This is a genomic window from Streptomyces sp. KL116D (assembly GCF_030766975.1).
Taxonomy (GTDB): Bacteria; Actinomycetota; Actinomycetes; order Streptomycetales; family Streptomycetaceae; genus Streptomyces; species Streptomyces longispororuber_A.
Window position 1 is genome coordinate 19,358 of record NZ_JASERH010000049.1, and the last position, 15,466, is coordinate 34,823.

Below are 15,466 nucleotides of genomic sequence, written 5' to 3' on the forward strand. Positions count from 1 at the left end.
CCCGGCGATGTCGGGGTGGACCCCGACGTTCTCCATGCGCTTCTCGATGAGGTCCAGCTCCGCCAGACACCGGCGCGCAGCCCCTGTTCGTCCCGGACGACGCGCGTGCTCCGTCATCGTGTTGCGGATGGCGCGCGCTGCAGGGGCGCGGACGTTCTCGGGCCCGTCCGCCGCGAGCAGCTCGTCGACCTCGGCGCGGGCCCTGGCCACGGCGGAGGCGCTGCGCGGCTGTGCCGTGAGCGACGCTCAGTAGGCGGCGGCGGCCTGACCGGTGATGCGACCGTAGACCAGGAGCTCGATGAGGCTGTGCCGCCGGGCGGTTGGCGCCGTGCAGTCCGCTGGAGGCCTCGCCGATCGCGTACAGCGCGCACGTCGGTGCTGTGGTCCTCAGGACGCACCCGGGCCCGCCCATCGAGTAGTGGGCCGTGGGCGCGGCACCTCGATGGGATCACGCGTGATGTCGAGCATCTGCAGTTCGAGGAGGGTCTGGCAGACCGACCCGCTGCATGATCGTCTGGCGGGGAGGTGCGGGCGTCGAGCCAGACACCGCCGCTTTGGGCGATGCCGCGGCCTTCGCTCGATCTCGGTGTACAGGCCCAGCGCCACGCGGTCGCGCGTCGACAGTTCCATGCGCTCGGGGTCGTAGCGGGTCATGTACCGCTCGCCGAGCGCGTTGCGCAGGATGCCGCCCTCGCCGCGGGCGCTGGCGACCAGCGTGCCCGCCGCGTTCTCCGGCTCGATGATGCCGGAGGGTGGAGACTGCACCAGTTCCCGGGTCGCGCAGCCGGGCGCCGGCCTCGACCGCCAGCCGGAAGAGTCGCCAGGGTGTTCTCGTCGCGGCGCGACGACGTGCGCCGCCAGATGCGCAGGTGTGACCGCCGGCCGCGAGATGACGGCGTCCGCGTGGATGAGTGGCGGGTGCCGTTGTCGAGGTCGAAAGCCGTACGCGCCGAACACCGCGCCGTCGTGGGTCAGCAGCCGCGTGATGTACGCTGTCGAGCAAGGGGATGTCCAGCTGGCTCGCCCGCCGGACGAGCGTGCGCTGGATCTCAGGCCCGTGTAGTCGCCGGCGAAGGCGGTCCGCCGGAACTTGTGGGCGCCGAAGAAGCGCTGGGAGATGCGGCCGTCCTCCTGCGGGCGAAGGCCATCCCGTACCGCTCAGGGTCGTCGATCCCCAGGGCCGCGCCCTGGGTGACGATCTCGGCGGTGCGCGGATCGCCGAGCAGGTAGCTCTCTTGAGCGTGTCGGCGGCGTGCTGCTGCCAGCTGTCCTCAGGATCCATCGTGGCCAGCGCCGCGTTGATCCCGCCGGCGGCCAGTGAGTGTGGGTGTCCTCCCTGGCACGTTTGCCGACGGCGATGACGTCGACGCCGGCCTCGGCCAGCTCGATCGACGCCCGCAGGCCGGCTCCCGCCGGTGCCGATCACCAGCACCGTGGTGGACAGCCGCTTCTCGGTCATGGCCACGATCACTCCCGTCGCTCTGTGTGGGTAACGGACAAGTGACCAGGGCGGGCGCCGGTTTGTGACACGGGTGTCAGCGCGGTGCACACCGTGGGGAGTGCGGGTCTCACACCTTCCGACCGACAGCTCACCGACGGCCCCGGAGCGTCACGGCCAGCAGCTCCGAGTCGTCGCGGCCCGGCAGCGGGACGAATCCGTGCAGGGGCCAGTTCGCCGACGAGCTGGGCGCGCGTCGCGGGCCACATCCAGAACGTCTCGGTGTGCTCCCGCAGCACGTCGTCCGCGGTCCTGACCCAGTAGTCGGCGCGGGTGCGGATGCGGTAGCCGGCGGCCGACATCGTCATGCACTCCGCCGTAGACGTGCGCACCGACCCGCTTGTCCGCCAGCAGGCGCACGACCGTGCGGACCGGAAGCCGGGCCGGCGGCAGCTGCAGGAACAGCGAACCGTCAGGGGTGAGGGCCCTGCCGATCGCGGACCACAACCTCTCGCGTACGGCGGGTGGCAGGCAGCCGATCATGTTGTGACAGACGGCCGCGTCCGCGACCGCGTCCAGCGCCGTCTCGTCCAGGGGGTGCGGGTGCACGGTCACCCGGTCCCGCTGCTCGGCGGGCAGGGTGGCGAGCCGGGTCAGCAGGGACGTGCGCATCGCCCTGGCCGGCTCCACCGCGTGCACGTCGGCCCAGGAATCGGCCAGCGCCAGCATCGTCACCCGCCCGGTACCGGCCCCGATGTCCAGCACGCCGCTGCGGGCCCCGGCGATCTCACGGCCGTACAGGCGGCGCACCCGCGCCTCGTCCTCGTCGGCCTGCGGGATGTCGTAGAACTCGGCGGTCACCGCGTAGCGAGTCGGATTCCTGCCGGATGTTCGGCGTTCTGGTCGCTGACAGTGTGCATGTCCCACGTGACAACGTCTGGGCATAGTGTGTGACACGAGGGCGGCAGTCGCGCACCGCTGTCACAGATCGCGGACAGTGCGCGGTCAGTTCTCGGACCCGTTTCCTGGAATCGTCTCCGGACCCGTCCTCGGCCCCTGCCTTTGGACCCGTCTCGGACCGACCGCGTGACCGGACCGGTTCCCCCTTCCCGCCGGCGCCGCCGCCCGCCAGGTCAGTGGCCCCACGGCCCGATCACCGACCCACCGGCCGGCCGAGCGCGCCGGCCCCGAAACCGATCGTGAGAGCGGGTACGTCGTCATGACCGCGCGTTCCCCACAGGTATGGCTGCCCGCACAGTTCGGCCGTCTCGCCGAGCTGCCCCCGGAGCGCTCGACTACGCCCGCTGGGACGGCCGTTCGGCCTTCCCGACGGACCCGGCGGAGTGGAGTTCTACGTGCCGCCCTGACCAGGGATCATCGGACGTCATCGCCGAACCGCTCGCCCGGATGACACGGCTGCGGGCGGTGCAGGCACTCAGCTCCGGCACCGACGAACTGCGGGCGGCACTCGACCGGCTGCCCCGTGAGGTGACCTTGTGCAACGCGCGCGAGGTCCCGCCGCCGGCACGGCGGGAGCTGGCCCTGACACTGATCCTCGCCAGCCTGCAGGGCATACCGGAGTCGCTGCGCGCCCAGGGACCGGGAGGACTGGGACACCCGGACCCACTCGACCCTGTACGAGCGGTCCGTGCTCATCGTCGGCCACGGCGCCGTCGGCTCCGCGCTGGAGGAACTCCTGGCGCCCTTCGGCTGCGTCGTCACCCGCGTCGGGCGCGAGGACAGGGCCGCGCGCCAGGGCCGGTGCACCCGTCGCGCACCTGCCCCGGTTCGTTGCGGACGCCGACGTGATCGTAGCTGTGCACTCTGCTGACCCCGGCGACCCGGCACCTCTTCGACGCCGGACTCCTGTCCCTGCGTCAAGGACGGCGCCCTGCTCGTCAACGTGACCCTGGGCGCGGTCGTCGGCACCGACGCGCTGCTGAAGGAGGTGCACGGCGGCCGCCTGCGGGCCGCCCTCGACGTCACTGACCCCGAGCCGCTCCCGCCCGGGCATCCGCTCTGGACCACGCCGGGCGTACTGATCACCCCGCACGTCGGCGCCTTCACCCCGATCTGTGGCCCCGTCTCGAAGCGCTCGTGCGACGGCAGTTGGCCCGGTTCGCCGCAGGTGAGGAGCTGGAAGAACGTGGTCACACGCTGACGTCGGGCCGCACGACGGTGTCACACTTGCCGCCTCATCGGTCTCTGACTGGGACAGCTGGTTCATGAATGCACCTGAACAGTGCAGTCAGTACCAGACGGTGCAGGGCAGCGCGGTTCTGGACGAATCGGCTCCCTGGGTGCGACGCGGAAAGCGAATGGTGACGAGATGGGACAGCGAGCAGCCGGCCGGCCGAGCCGGGCAGGGGGGCGGCGGGGACAGAGCTCCCGCCACGTGGGTGGACGGCCGGACGGGCCTGCGGGCTGACCCGCTCCGCGCGCCGCCTCGTCTTCCCCGACCACTGGTCGTTCCTGCTCGGCGAGATCGCCGTCTACAACCTCGTCGTCCTGCTGGTCACGGGTGTCTACCTCGACCTCTACTTCCACCGTCCGCCGACCTCGTGGTCTACGACGGCCGGTACGTGCCGCTGCGGGGGCGGTTGGTGTCCCAGGCCTTCGACTCGACCCTGCACTCTCCCTTCGACGTCCGCGGCGGCCTGCTCGTCCGCCAGGCCCACCACTGGGCGGCCCTGGTCTTCGTCGCCGCGGTCTTCCGCGCACCTGCGGGTGTTCTTCACCGGCGCGTTCCGCAAGCCGCGCGAGCTGAACTGGGTGCTGGGGTTCCGCTGCCTCGTCCTGGCCATGTTCGCGGGCCTGACCGGCTACGACCTGCCCGGCGACCTGCTGTCGGGAACTGGCCTCCAGGTGGTCAACGGCACGCTCCTGTCGATCCCGGTCGTCGGGACCTACCTGTCGTTCTTCCTCTTCGGCGGCGAGTTCCCGGCGAGGACCTGATCGCCCGCTTCGGCGCCCTGCACACACTGGTCATCCCCGCCCTGATCGTCGCCGTGCTGGTCGGCCGGCTGGCTCTGGCCGTACGGCACCGGCACGCAGTACCCGGGCCGGGCCGGACCGAGAACAACGTCGTCGGCCTGCCGTTCGCAGTGCTGCGTGCCGTCAAGTCCGCCGGCTACTTCTGCTTCGTGTCCGGCGTGATCTTCTTCATGGCCGCCGTGGCCCAGATCAACCCCGTATGGGACTACGGGCCCTTCCGCCCCGACCAGGTCTCCGCCGGATCCCAGCCGGACTGGTACATGGGCGTCGCGGACGGCCTGCTGCGCGTCATGCCCGGCTGGGAGATCGAGCCTGTGGGGCCACACCCTGGCCCTGGACAACCTCCTGCCCCTGCTGGCCGGAACGCTGCTCTTCCTGGCGATGGGTGCTCTGCCCTTCCTCAGCCTGGGTCACGGACGACGACCGTGAGCCACCACCTCCTGGACCGCCCCGCAACCGCCCGGTGCGCACCGCGCTGCTGGGGTGGCCTGGCTCAGCTGTCTACGCGGTGGCGCTCGTCGGCGCCGCCAACGACGTGATCGCCACCCAACTGCACGTCAACGTCAACTCCGTGACCTGGACCGTGCGCATCGGCCTGTTCGTCGCCCCGGTCCTGGCTTCGTGATCACCAAGCGCCTCGCCCTCGCCCTCCAGCGCAGCGACCGCGACAAAAGTGCTGCACGGGCGCGAGACCGGCGTCATCAAGCGCCTGCCGCACGGCGAAAGTACGTCGAGGTCCACGAGCCCCTCGACCAGGCGCGGTTGCACACCCTCACCGCCCACGAGCAGTACCGGCCCCTGGCGGACGGGCCCGACCGGGACCCCGACGGTCCCGCGCCCGCCCGCACCCGCCGCCTGCGCGTCGCGCTCAGCCGCGCCCTGTACGGCCTGGGCACCCGGATCCCAAAGCCCTCGCCGACCGAGCGCAAGGAACTCACCGGCCGGCACCGCCCCTGACCCGCCCGGCGCCGGCCGAGTGGCCGTCCGCCGACACCCCACCCGCTCCCCGCCCGGGAGACGCGGGCCGACCGCCCGGTGCTGCAACCGACATGGACCGTGCCGCTCGTACCGCGCGCACTGCCCGTACCTCGCGCACCAACCGGACCCGTGCGCGACTCCACCGCCCTCGCCACCGCCACAGCATCTTCATGCCGGCCTGCTCGTCTCACCGCGGCCGGTCCGGCCGCCGCCGACAAGGGGAGTTGCCGACAAGGGAGCCGCCACCCAGGCGCCACCCACCGTCGTCCTGGTCCACGGCGCGTTCGCCGACTCCACGAGCTGGAACGACGTCATCCGCAAGCTGCGGCACGACCGCTACCCGGTGGTCACCGTCGCCAACCCGCTGCGCTCCCTGACCGGCGACGCCACCTACCTCAAGGAGGTCCTGGCCGGCATCGACGACCCATCGTCCTGGCCGGACACTCGTACGGCGGCTCGGTGATCAGCAACGCCGCCACCGGCAACGAGAACGTCAAGGCGCTGGTCTACCTCGCGGCCTTCCTCCTGACAAGGGCGAGAGACGCCGTCGACCTGTCGGGCAAGTTCCCCGGCAGCACCCTCGGCGACGCGCTGCGCCGGTGCCGACCACGAACGCCGACGGCCCCAGGTCAACGACCTCTACATCCAGAGCGACGGGTTCCACCACCGCTCGCGGCGGACGTGCGCAACGGACGGACCTGATGGCCGTCACCCAGCGCCGTCACCGACGCCGCCCTCGCCGAGGGCGCGGCCGAGCCGGCCTGGAAGACCATCCTCCTGGGTCCTGGTCGCCACGCAGGACCGCAACATCCCGGCCGCCGCCCAGGAGTTCATGGCGAAGCGGGCCCACGCCCACACCTCGAAGGTGAGTCCTCGCACGCGGTGGAGGCGTCTCCAAGCCCGGAAGGTCACCGAGGTCATCGAGGACGCGGCCCGCGCGGTGCGCTGACACCGCCGCGAGACGGCCCTCGTGCGGACAGGCGCGCTCTGCCGCGCCCGTCCGCACGGGCTTCGCTGATGTCGCACCCGGCCGGTGCGGCCGGTCGGATGTCCGCGATCCGCTCCACCCACGGCCGGCCCGGCGGACCACCTCCCGCACCGGCCCCGGACGTGCAAGGACCAGCCCAGTGCCACGAACCGCGGATCACACCGATAGGCCCGGCCGACCTCGCCCGCACCGTGGCGCTGCACCACCGCTGCTCACCGCAGACCCTGTGGAGCCGCTACCACCGGGCGATGCCCGACCCCGCCACCTACCTGCCCACCCTGCTGACCCGCCCCGGCTCGGTCCACCTGGCCGTGCAGGACTGACCGGACGCCACGTCGCCGTAGGACACCTGATGCCGGATCACCGGGCCGCGGAGGCCGCGCTGCTGGTCGAGGACTCTGGCAGGCCGCGGACTCGGCACCCGCCTCCTGCGACGTCTCGCGCGGCACGCGCTCAGCGACGGCCGGGAGACCCTCTACGGTCTCTTCCTGGCCGGCGACGAACGGATCGACGCGATGCTCCGCCACGCGGACGTGCCCGTGCACCGCACGGAGGAAGGCGACACCGTCACCGCCTGGGCAGGGGCCCGCGACCTCGCCGCCCTCCGCACGGAACGGACGAACCGGCCACGGCTGCGGTTCCGTGGCCGGTGTCCGCGCGACGACGCCCCTACTCCGGCCAAGGGCTGTTCCGATGATCTCGACGAAGTCCGCACGGCGGAACGAGGCGTCGAAGTGGCCAGCACGTCATCGTTCATGGTCCCCGAACGTGGTGTCGGGGCGGTCGGCCATGCCTCCTCAGAACGCCTTCAGGATGCGGTTCTTGAAGTCGGGACGCGGGTGCGCGGCGACGACGTCGGCCCGCTGCTGCTCGGTGATCTCCGCGAGGTCGAGGCCCAGGACGTCGGTCTCGACACCGAGGCTCACCACCGCGACTCCGGGCGCCAGGTGGTGCGGCACTTCCGGGGTGGTGTGCAGGGCGATGGCGAGCCACGCGGTGCGGGCCTCGGCCTCGGTGCGGCCGTGGTCGAGCAGGAAGGTGCGGGCGGCCTCGGCGCCGTCGATCTCGAAGCGACGGTCCTTGGTGGCGTGCGCGGCAGTCAGGCCGAGGTCGTGGAAGAGCCCGCCGACGTAGGCGAGCTCGGGGTCGACATCGAGGCCGCGTGCGGCCGCCCTGAGGATCCCCACAGGTAGACGCGGCGCGAGTGGTGGAAGAGCGTCTCGTCGGCGCGGCGCGGACGAGGTCGGTGGCCTCTCGGACCAACCGGGTGCCGGGAAGGGTGATTCGCGATGATCTCCGGCACGGTGGCCTCCTCGATCGGATGCGGAGCGGACTGGTTCCCAGCCTTCCTCCCGGTCGCGGTCCGGCACCGCCCGTTCTGCCGTGCATCCCACAGATCCGGACCAGGTCGCGTCCGCGCGGTGGCGTGCGCGCGGTCAGCGGGCGCCGGCCGCGGCGTCGTCCTCGTCGGAGCGCCGGGTGGTCGCGAACCGGGCCCGGTACCCGCTCGGCGAGACGCCCAGCCGGGCCACGAACGTGCGGCGCATCGACTCGAGCTCCCGAAACCGGCGGCCCGCGCCGTCTCGGCCACCCCGCAGCCGGAGTCGAGCAGCGCCTTCGCATGGTCGATCCGGATCCCCGACGAACTTCGCCGGGGTCGTGCCCATCTCCGCGTGGAAGAGCCGCGCCAGATGGCGTGGGCTGACACCGATCAGGGCGGCCAGCGAGCCGGCGGTGTGCGGCAGCGCGTAGCTGCGCCGCCACCAGGTCGACCGCCGAGCGCGCAGCGGGCGGACGGGGAGGACGTACCTCCAAAGGCGCCGAGAACTGCGACCGGCCGCCGGGGCGCTGCATGAACACCACGAGGTTGCGGGCGACGTTCCGTGCCAGCTCGACGCCGTGGTCGTCCTCCCACCAGCGCCAGGGCCAGATCGATGCCGGCCGAGACGCCCGCCGAGCGGTGATGACGCCGTCGTCCCCGGCGCAAAGATGCGGCAGGCTGCACCTGGACGTCGCGATAGCTGCGGGCCAGCAGCCTCGGCGTGCCGCCAGTGGGTGGTGGCGCGCCGTCCGTCCACAGCACTCCGGCACCGGCCAGGACGAGACGAACCCGTACAGATCGACACCAGCCGGCGCGTTCGGGAGTGCCAGGAGGCGGACCGCCTCGGTCAGATCGCCGGGGACGTTTGCCTGGCGACCAGCTCGTCCCCACCGGAGACGACCACCGTGTCCGCCTTCGGCCACATCCGCCGTCGGCCCGTCGACCGGCAGCCGCAGGCCCACCGAGGTGACGACCGGCCCACCGGACGGCGAGTATAGCTGAGCGCGTAGCGCGCGCCGAACCGTCCCTCTTCTTTCGGAGGGAATCCCCGCGCTTCAGGCGGGAGGGAATCCGCGATCCTGAGCCAGGCGGAGCGAAGCGCCGCCGCATCGCTCGTGTGCTCGCCCAGCGCCCGTGCTCAGCCGGGCCGCTGACTGGTACTCGATGTAGTCCTTGATCACTGTCAGTGGAGCACCGCCGCATGACCCGGCGAAGTAGGACCCGGACCAGAACCGGCCGTGCATGATCGCCCGGTTGACGCGGCCGGTGAACTCCCTGCCGTAGGCGGCGCGAGGAGACGCCTATGAGGGAGCTGACCAGGTTCGACAGGGCGACCTTCGGCGGGTAGTGGATCAGCAGGTGCACGTGATCCTCTTCGCCGTTGAACTCGATCAGGTCCGGCTTCGAAGTCCTCCGGCACGCCTTCCGCATGATCTCTTCGCAGCGGGTCAGCATGGCGTCGTTGAAGACGCCCGTCCGATACTTGCGACGAACACCAAAGTGTGCGTGCAGGTTAGCAAACGACTGTGACGCCGCGCCGTACGTGGGGATCTGGTTCCCAGCGTGGTGGCATACCCAATGTTATGATCTTGCTGTCTCGAACCGCGGAAGGGTGAACCAGTGATCCGCGCCTACAAGTTCCTCGCCTGGGGCCCACCGTCGGCCAGCAGGGCGCCCTCGCGGCGATGCTGCGCGATCGCTGCACCCCTCTACAACGCAGCCTTGCAGGGAACGCCGCGACGCCTGCCGGCACGCCTCGAAGACCAGCATCAGAGTACGGGCAGCAAGTCCGGAGCGGCCCAAGACATCCGCTTCGGCCGAACCACGCAAAGGTGGTCGTTCTCCAGCCAGCAGGCGACCTTGCGCCGCTTTTGCTGATAAAAGCGTTCGCCCGCGTTCTTCCGGCGCATCAAGGCCGGGGAGACGCCGGGCTATCCCCGTTTCCGCTCGAACAAGCGGTTCGACACGGTGGACTTCCCCAAGGACGGCGACGGCTGCCGCTGGGACTCCACCCCGCACGACCCCGTCACCCGCGTGCGCCTCGGGGCGTCGGACATGTCAGCGTGCACCAGCACCGTCCCGTGGCCCGGGCACGGTCAAGACGATCAGCGTCAAGCGGGAAGGACGGCGCTGGTACGTCGTCCTCACCGCCAACCAGGCCCGGCCCGAACCGCTTCCCGCGACCGGCGCCGTGATCGGCATCGACATGGGCATAGCCAACTTCCTGACCGACTCCAAGGGCGGAGCCGTGCCCAACTCCCGGCACGGCCGGAAGGCCGCCGCGAAGCTCGAAGCCGCACAACAGGCCCTGTCCCGGTGCAAGCGCGGCAGCAAGCGCCGCCGCAAGGCCGTAGAGACCGTGGCCCGGCTGTCACGGCAAGGTCTGGCGTCAGCGCCTGGACCACGCACACAAGACCGCGAATGAGTACGTACGCGACAACGACTTCATCGCGCACGAAGACCCTCAAGATCCGCAACATGAGCAAGGCGCCGGCACCGAAGCCTGACGCCGACCGGCCCGGTGCGTTCCTCCCCAACGGGGCGAGCGCAAGGCCGGACTCAACCGTTCGATAACTGATGCCGGTTGGGTGTTCCTCGCGATCCTCGCGGCCAAGGCGGAAGGCGCCGGGCGAGTGGTGATGGCGGTGGAACCCCGCAACACCTCCCCGGCGGTGCCCCGCATGCGGGCACACCGCCAAGGAGAACCGACCCACACAGGAGAAGTTTCACTGCCAAACGTGCGTGGCCACCAGGCGCACGCTGACACGGTAGGGCGCCCTGAACGTTCTACGGGCCGGGCTGGTCCGTCGCGACGCCAAACCGGCGAAGGAGAAGCCACCCGTTTACGCGGAGGAGTCACGACTCTGCCTTTCCCGTGCCGCGCGCCGTTTCCCTCGGTGTGTGCGGCACGGTCGGGCCGCGTTCCCTGCGTCGGTGTCAATCTCCCACAGGCTCGGACGCGAGGCCGCCGGGTCCTCCTGGGCCCGGCCTCTCACGCCACGGTGTCGGCGTACAGGTCGTCCTCGAACGCCGCCGCCTCCACGATCGCCTTGACCGAGGTCAGATAACGGGCCGCGTCCGCGCCGTCCACCAGCCGGTGGTCGTGCGACAGCGACAGGTGCACCAGGTCCCGGACGGCGATGACCTCGTCGTCACCGTCGCGTACGACCGCGGGCCGCCGGGACCGTCGCGCCCACGCCGAGGATCGCGGCCTCTTCGGCGGCACGATGACGGTGTCGAACAGCACGCCGCGCGAACCGGTGTTGGAGATCGTGAAGGTCGCCCCCGTCACGTCGTCGGGCGTGAGGTGCCTGGTGCGGGCCCGGTCGGCCAGGTCGTGCACGGCCCGCGCGAGCTCCAGCGACGGTCAGGTCACCGGCCGACTTGACGACCGGGGTCAGTCAGACCGTCCTCCGTGTCCACCGCGATGCCGATGTTCTCGGTGTCGAAGTAGGTGATGGTCCCGGCGGCCTCGTCGATCCTGGCGTTGATGACCGGATGCGCCCGCAGCGCCTGGGCGGCGGCCTTGATGAAGAACGGCAGCGGAGACAGCTTGATCCCCTCCCGGGCGAGAAGCCGTCCTTCGCCCGGGCGCGCAGCCGCATGAGCCGCGTGACGTCGGCCTCCACGGAGCTGGTCAGCTGCGCCTGCTCCCTGCAACGCCTGCTTCAGGTTGTTCCCGATGGCTCTACGGATCCGGGTCATCGGCACGGTCCGCCCGCGCAGAGGAGGTCGCGGTGGCGGGGGCCGCGGGTGGGGCGGGAACTGCGGCTGCGGGGAGGGGGTTGGGGCCGGAGTCGGTATCGGGGCTGAGGCCGGGGCCTGGGCTGGGGCGGGATCGGGGCTCGGAGCCGGAGCCGGGAGGCGGTCGCCGCTGGGGAGCTGACGGTGCGGGCGGAGCCGGGCCGCAGCGGGGGCAGGCGCGAGGCTGGCGCGGGAGCCGGAGCCGGGGCAGGCGTCGGCGTCAGGGGCCGTCCGGGCCTCGTCCGGTGTGCCGATGACGCCGAGAGCCGCCCCGACCTCGACGGTCTCCGTCCTCCGCCGCGGTGATCTCCAGCAGCACACCACCCGCCGGCGCGGAATCTCGGTGTCGACCTTGTCGGTGGAGACCTCGCAGGTTCGTCGGCCTCGACGCGCTCGCCGACCTCCTTCAGCCAACGGGTCATGGTGCCTTCGGTGACGGACTCGCCGAGTGCGGCAGGGTCACGGAAACCGTCGCGGTGTCGTCAACTCCTCAACACCGGCGGGCGCGACGCGACGGCCCGCCGGATCTGTCGTTCGTGGTCTGTGTCGTACGGGGCCGGTCGCACCCGGCGCCTGGCGTTCTTCAGCGGCCGAGGCCGTACCGCTCGCGGGCCTGGTCGACGGTCGCCGGGGGAGACCTGCTCGGCCCGGGCCAGCCGGGCCAGGGCGGTCACGACGATCGACTCGGCGTCCACCGAAGTAGCGGCGGACGTCCTGCGCGTGTCGGACAGCCCGAAGCCGTCGGTGCCCAGGGAGTAGTAGTCCTGCTCGATCCACTGGCTGATCTGGTCCGGCACCTGCCGCATCCAGTCGCTGACCGCCAGCACGGGGCCGGGCGCCCGCGAGCGCCCGGGTGACGAACGGCGTGCGCTCCTCGCCGCGCATCGTGGCGTCGTCGGCGTCCATCGCGTCGCGGCGCAGCTCCGTCCAGGACGTCACCGACCACACGTCGGCCCGCACGCCCAGTCGGCGGCGAGGAGTTCCTGCGCGCAGCGCCCAGTGGACGGGCCGTACCGGAGGACAGCAGCTGCAACCGCGGTCCCGCGGCGCCGGGTTCGGCCGGCCCGGGAACCGGTAGATGCCCCGGACGATGCCCTCCCTCGATGCCCGGCACCGCGGGCATGGCCGGCTGGTGCTTCGCCTCGTTGTACACGGTCAGGTAGTAGAAGACGTTCTCGAACGCTCGCCGTACATGCGGCGCAGGCCGTCTGGACGATCACGGCGATCTCGTAGGCGAACGCCGCGTCGTGGCTGACCGCCGCCGGGTTGGTGGCCGCCAGCAGGTGCGAATGGCCGTCACCGTGCTGCAGGCCCTCGCCCGTCATGGTGGTGCGCCCGGCGGTGCCGCCGACCACGAAGCCGCGGCTCATCCTGGTCCCAGCGCCCAGAACTGGTCGCCGGTGCGCTGGAATCCGAACATCGCGTAGAAGGTGGAAGCGGGATCATCGGCTCGCCGTGCGTGGCGTACGAGGTCGCCGCGGCGGTGAACTCGGCCACGGAGCCGGCCTCGGTGATGCCCTCGATGAGGAGCTGCCCGGAGGCGCTCTCCCGGTAGTGGAGGAGCTGGTCCGCGTCGACCGGATCGTAGAGCTGCCCTGCGGCGAGTAGATGCCGGCCGTCGGGAACATCGACCCATGCCGAAGGTGCGGGCCTCGTCGGGGACGATCGGCACCCAGCGCGCCGGTCCGCTCGTCCCGCATCAAGTCCTTGACCAGCCGGACCAGCGCCATCGTGGTGGCCATCTCCTGGTGGCCCGACCCCTTCTCCAGGGCCTCGAAGGGCCTGCGCGGGCGGCTCGGGCAGCGGTGCGGCCGTCACCCGGCGCAGCGGGAGTGGGCCGCCCAGCGCGGCCCGTCGCTCGTGCAGGTACCGCACCTCGGGCGAGTCCGCCCCGATGCCAGAACGGACCCTGGTCCCCGGCCAGCGCGCTGTCGGGGATGGGCAGTTCCAGGTGTCGCGCAGTTCACGGAACTGCGCCATCAGTGAGCTCTTCATCTGCGGTTGGCGCCAGCGCGACTCGAACGCCGAACCCAGCGTGTGGCCCTTGACCGTCTGGGCGAGGATCACCGTCGGCGCACCCCGGAAGCTCCCACCGCGGGCCCGGTAGGCGGCGTACACCTTCAACGGCCCGTGTGCCCGCCGCGGGAGCTCTCGAACAGCTCCACCCAGCTGCGAAACGTCGCTCAGGGACGCGGCGAAACGCGGACAGGCTGCTCCCGGCGAAGAAACTTCTCCTGGATGTACGCGGCGTCCCGCGGCCAGCGTCTGCATCTGCGCGTCGGGCACCTCGCCCAGGCGCCGGACCAGGTCGCCCGTGGCGTCCTGCGCGAGCAGCGGGTCCCACGCCCGCCCCAGAGTTGCTTTGACCACGTTCCAGCCCGCGCCCTGAACCGTGCCCCAGCCCCTGGACGATCTTCGAGTTGAGCGACCGGTCCGTCGAGGCGCTGCAGGTTGCAGTTGACGACGAACGTGAGGTTGTCCAGGCCTCGCGGGAGGCGGAGCGCCAGCGCCGCCATCGACTCCGGCTCGTCCATCCGCCGTCGCCCAGAACGCCCACACCCGTGAGTGGAGGTGTCCTTGATATGCGCGCGAGCAGATAGCGGTTGAAGCGGGCCTGGCAAACGGCGCCGAGCGGACCGAGACCCATGGAGACCGTCAAACTCACAGCCACGGCAGCCGCCGGGGTGTGGGTAGGACGGCAGGCCGTGCCCGCCCGCCTCCCGCCGGAAGCCCCAACTGCCTCGGCGCTCAGGCGTTCCCGAGGAACACCTGCGCGTAGATGCCCGGCGAGGCGTGCCCCTGAGGAAGAGCTGGTCGCCGGAGCCGCGTCGCCGTCTTGCCGCGGAAGAAGTGGTTGAACCCGATCTCGTCACCAGCGCGCGCCGCCGACGCGTAGGTGGAGATGCTTGGCCGCCGAGCCCCAGGCGCGCAAACCCCGGGCGACCATCGCGGCGGCGTTCCACCGGTTGAGCGCGGTGATCCTGGACTCCATCTCCGGGTCACCGTCGAACGCTGGGCTGCGCGGCCGCCGACGGTGTTGATGTAGTCCGACGACGGCAGCGGGGGCAGCGCCCGGTTTACGTCCGCCGGACGCGTGCACGCGCCGCATCAGATACGCGGCGCGTTCCGGCCCGGCGGCACACGTTGCGCACGACGCGGCGTCGAGGGAGGCCTGCCATTCGGCGGTCTCCCTCCCGGTCACGGTCCGGGTAGCTGGTCGAGCTCACTGGTCGCGGGTGTCTCAGTGGGCCGGGACGCGGATCTGCGTTCATGGCAGCCTTTCCTGTCACGGAGCGCGAGCGAGTGCCGACAGCCGGCGCAGGGCGGCGGCCGGAATGACGTGCGAAGGCGGTGGTGTCGCCCGCCGGTTCAGCGGTTCTTGAGCCCACCTCGGTATTGAAGGTGTGGGTGGCCCCAGCTGGGCGTGCAGGCCCGGGCAGCAGGGTCCGCCTCGCCGAGGCACCGACGCCGAAGAAGCCTCCGCGTCGGGGACCACAGGGCCCGGACCGGCCGAGACGGCCAGCAGTTCGCCGGTGCCTTCGGTCGAGCCGGAGCTCCTCGGGTCCCGCTGGTCTCCAGCACCCCGAAGCGGGGGCAGCCCCACTGCGGCGCGGGCGACCGCCGCGGCGACGTCGTCCGTGGCGACCGGGCGTACCAGCAGGGGGCGGCACGTGCACGCCGTCGGGCCGGAGTGCCTCCGTCGCGGCCGTCTCGACGGGACTCGTGGAACGGAGTGGCGCGCACCAGGGTGTAGGGCACGGTGGCGTGCCGCGCCAGGTCCTTCCTGCGCAGCCTTCGCCGCGAAAGTAAATTCGAGCGGACGCGGTCGGCGCCGACCACGGACAGCGCCACGTAAAGTTCGCGGCCGAGCGCGGCGGCGCTGCTAGAGATGGCCCGTCGAGGCGGTGAAGAACCGCGTTGAAGCGGCACGAAAACGCGAAGCGCCAATGATAAATGCGAAAACGGTTAAACACCCAATTGAGGGAACCGAACGAAGTACAAC

Annotated in this window: 14 protein-coding genes and 4 pseudogenes; 7 read left to right on the forward strand and 11 right to left on the reverse strand. The window is 71.5% G+C overall.

Annotated features, from left to right (window positions below; translation table 11 throughout):
* Nucleotides 1-387: 387 nt before the first annotated feature.
* Nucleotides 388-1,119 (reverse strand): FAD-binding protein, encoded by a 732-nt coding sequence (locus tag RBJ77_RS20650; protein ID WP_372346407.1) that lies wholly within the window; start codon nt 1,117-1,119, stop codon nt 388-390.
* A 490-nt stretch (nt 1,120-1,609) separates the two neighbouring features.
* Complete coding sequence (locus RBJ77_RS20655) at nt 1,610-2,299, reverse strand: class I SAM-dependent methyltransferase (protein WP_372346394.1); 690 nt, start codon at nt 2,297-2,299, stop codon at nt 1,610-1,612.
* 1,042 nt (nt 2,300-3,341) lie between these two features.
* Between RBJ77_RS20655 and RBJ77_RS20660 the strand changes: the two genes are divergently transcribed.
* From RBJ77_RS20660 to RBJ77_RS20675, 4 genes and pseudogenes are all read left to right on the forward strand, one after another.
* Nucleotides 3,342-3,599, forward strand: a complete 258-nt coding sequence (locus RBJ77_RS20660; RefSeq protein ID WP_372346395.1) for an NAD(P)-dependent oxidoreductase — start codon at nt 3,342-3,344, stop codon at nt 3,597-3,599.
* Nucleotides 3,600-3,756: 157 nt separating this feature from the next.
* Nucleotides 3,757-5,389 (forward strand): annotated as a pseudogene (locus tag RBJ77_RS20665) (cytochrome bc complex cytochrome b subunit).
* Between the two features lie 19 nt (nt 5,390-5,408).
* Nucleotides 5,409-5,873, forward strand: coding sequence for a hypothetical protein (locus RBJ77_RS20670; protein WP_372346396.1), 465 nt, complete (start codon nt 5,409-5,411; stop codon nt 5,871-5,873).
* Nucleotides 5,870-6,112 (forward strand): hypothetical protein, encoded by a 243-nt coding sequence (locus tag RBJ77_RS20675; protein ID WP_372346397.1) that lies wholly within the window; start codon nt 5,870-5,872, stop codon nt 6,110-6,112. The genes RBJ77_RS20670 and RBJ77_RS20675 overlap by 4 nt, the downstream gene beginning before the upstream one ends.
* A gap of 6 nt (nt 6,113-6,118) precedes the next feature.
* On the opposite strand, the gene RBJ77_RS20680 is transcribed toward RBJ77_RS20675, so the two are convergent.
* Nucleotides 6,119-6,289: a hypothetical protein gene (locus RBJ77_RS20680; RefSeq protein WP_372346398.1), complete on the reverse strand. Its 171-nt coding sequence runs from the start codon at nt 6,287-6,289 to the stop codon at nt 6,119-6,121.
* A gap of 168 nt (nt 6,290-6,457) precedes the next feature.
* On the opposite strand from RBJ77_RS20680, the gene RBJ77_RS20685 reads away from it, so the two are divergent.
* A complete protein-coding gene (locus tag RBJ77_RS20685; protein WP_372346399.1) occupies nt 6,458-6,721 on the forward strand; it encodes a hypothetical protein in 264 nt (87 codons plus the stop codon).
* Between the two features lie 474 nt (nt 6,722-7,195).
* Here the strand turns inward: RBJ77_RS20685 and RBJ77_RS20690 are convergent, their stop codons facing one another.
* Nucleotides 7,196-7,585 (reverse strand): HD domain-containing protein, encoded by a 390-nt coding sequence (locus RBJ77_RS20690; protein WP_372346400.1) that lies wholly within the window; start codon nt 7,583-7,585, stop codon nt 7,196-7,198.
* A gap of 1,288 nt (nt 7,586-8,873) precedes the next feature.
* Nucleotides 8,874-9,270 (reverse strand): annotated as a pseudogene (gene tnpA, locus RBJ77_RS20695) (IS200/IS605 family transposase); the annotation flags it as partial.
* Nucleotides 9,271-9,339: 69 nt separating this feature from the next.
* Here tnpA and RBJ77_RS20700 point away from each other — a divergent pair.
* A pseudogene (locus RBJ77_RS20700) lies at nt 9,340-10,545 on the forward strand (RNA-guided endonuclease InsQ/TnpB family protein); the annotation flags it as partial.
* A gap of 166 nt (nt 10,546-10,711) precedes the next feature.
* Here the strand turns inward: RBJ77_RS20700 and RBJ77_RS20705 are convergent.
* The 4 genes from RBJ77_RS20705 to RBJ77_RS20720 all read right to left on the reverse strand — a co-directional run bounded on the left by RBJ77_RS20705 (nt 10,712) and on the right by RBJ77_RS20720 (nt 12,788).
* Nucleotides 10,712-11,062, reverse strand: a complete 351-nt coding sequence (locus RBJ77_RS20705) for a 2-oxo acid dehydrogenase subunit E2 (protein WP_372346401.1) — start codon at nt 11,060-11,062, stop codon at nt 10,712-10,714.
* A 29-nt stretch (nt 11,063-11,091) separates the two neighbouring features.
* The gene (locus RBJ77_RS20710) at nt 11,092-11,424 is read right to left on the reverse strand and encodes a 2-oxo acid dehydrogenase subunit E2 (RefSeq protein WP_372346402.1); all 333 of its coding nucleotides are present in this window, start codon (nt 11,422-11,424) and stop codon (nt 11,092-11,094) included.
* 521 nt (nt 11,425-11,945) lie between these two features.
* A complete protein-coding gene (locus RBJ77_RS20715; RefSeq protein WP_372346403.1) occupies nt 11,946-12,290 on the reverse strand; it encodes a hypothetical protein in 345 nt (114 codons plus the stop codon).
* Between the two features lie 108 nt (nt 12,291-12,398).
* On the reverse strand, nt 12,399-12,788 hold the full coding sequence (locus tag RBJ77_RS20720) for a hypothetical protein (RefSeq protein ID WP_372346404.1): 390 nt from the start codon (nt 12,786-12,788) through the stop codon (nt 12,399-12,401).
* On the opposite strand from RBJ77_RS20720, the gene RBJ77_RS20725 reads away from it, so the two are divergent.
* Nucleotides 12,753-12,890, forward strand: coding sequence for a hypothetical protein (locus RBJ77_RS20725; RefSeq protein WP_372346408.1), 138 nt, complete (start codon nt 12,753-12,755; stop codon nt 12,888-12,890). The two genes, RBJ77_RS20720 and RBJ77_RS20725, sit on opposite strands and share 36 nt — an antisense overlap.
* Before the next feature lie 70 nt (nt 12,891-12,960).
* Here the strand turns inward: RBJ77_RS20725 and RBJ77_RS20730 are convergent.
* Both RBJ77_RS20730 and RBJ77_RS20735 read right to left on the reverse strand, forming a co-directional pair.
* Nucleotides 12,961-13,734 (reverse strand): annotated as a pseudogene (locus tag RBJ77_RS20730) (pyruvate dehydrogenase (acetyl-transferring), homodimeric type); the annotation flags it as partial.
* Nucleotides 13,735-14,332: 598 nt separating this feature from the next.
* Nucleotides 14,333-14,455, reverse strand: a complete 123-nt coding sequence (locus RBJ77_RS20735) for a hypothetical protein (protein WP_372346405.1) — start codon at nt 14,453-14,455, stop codon at nt 14,333-14,335.
* Nucleotides 14,456-15,466: the final 1,011 nt, after the last annotated feature.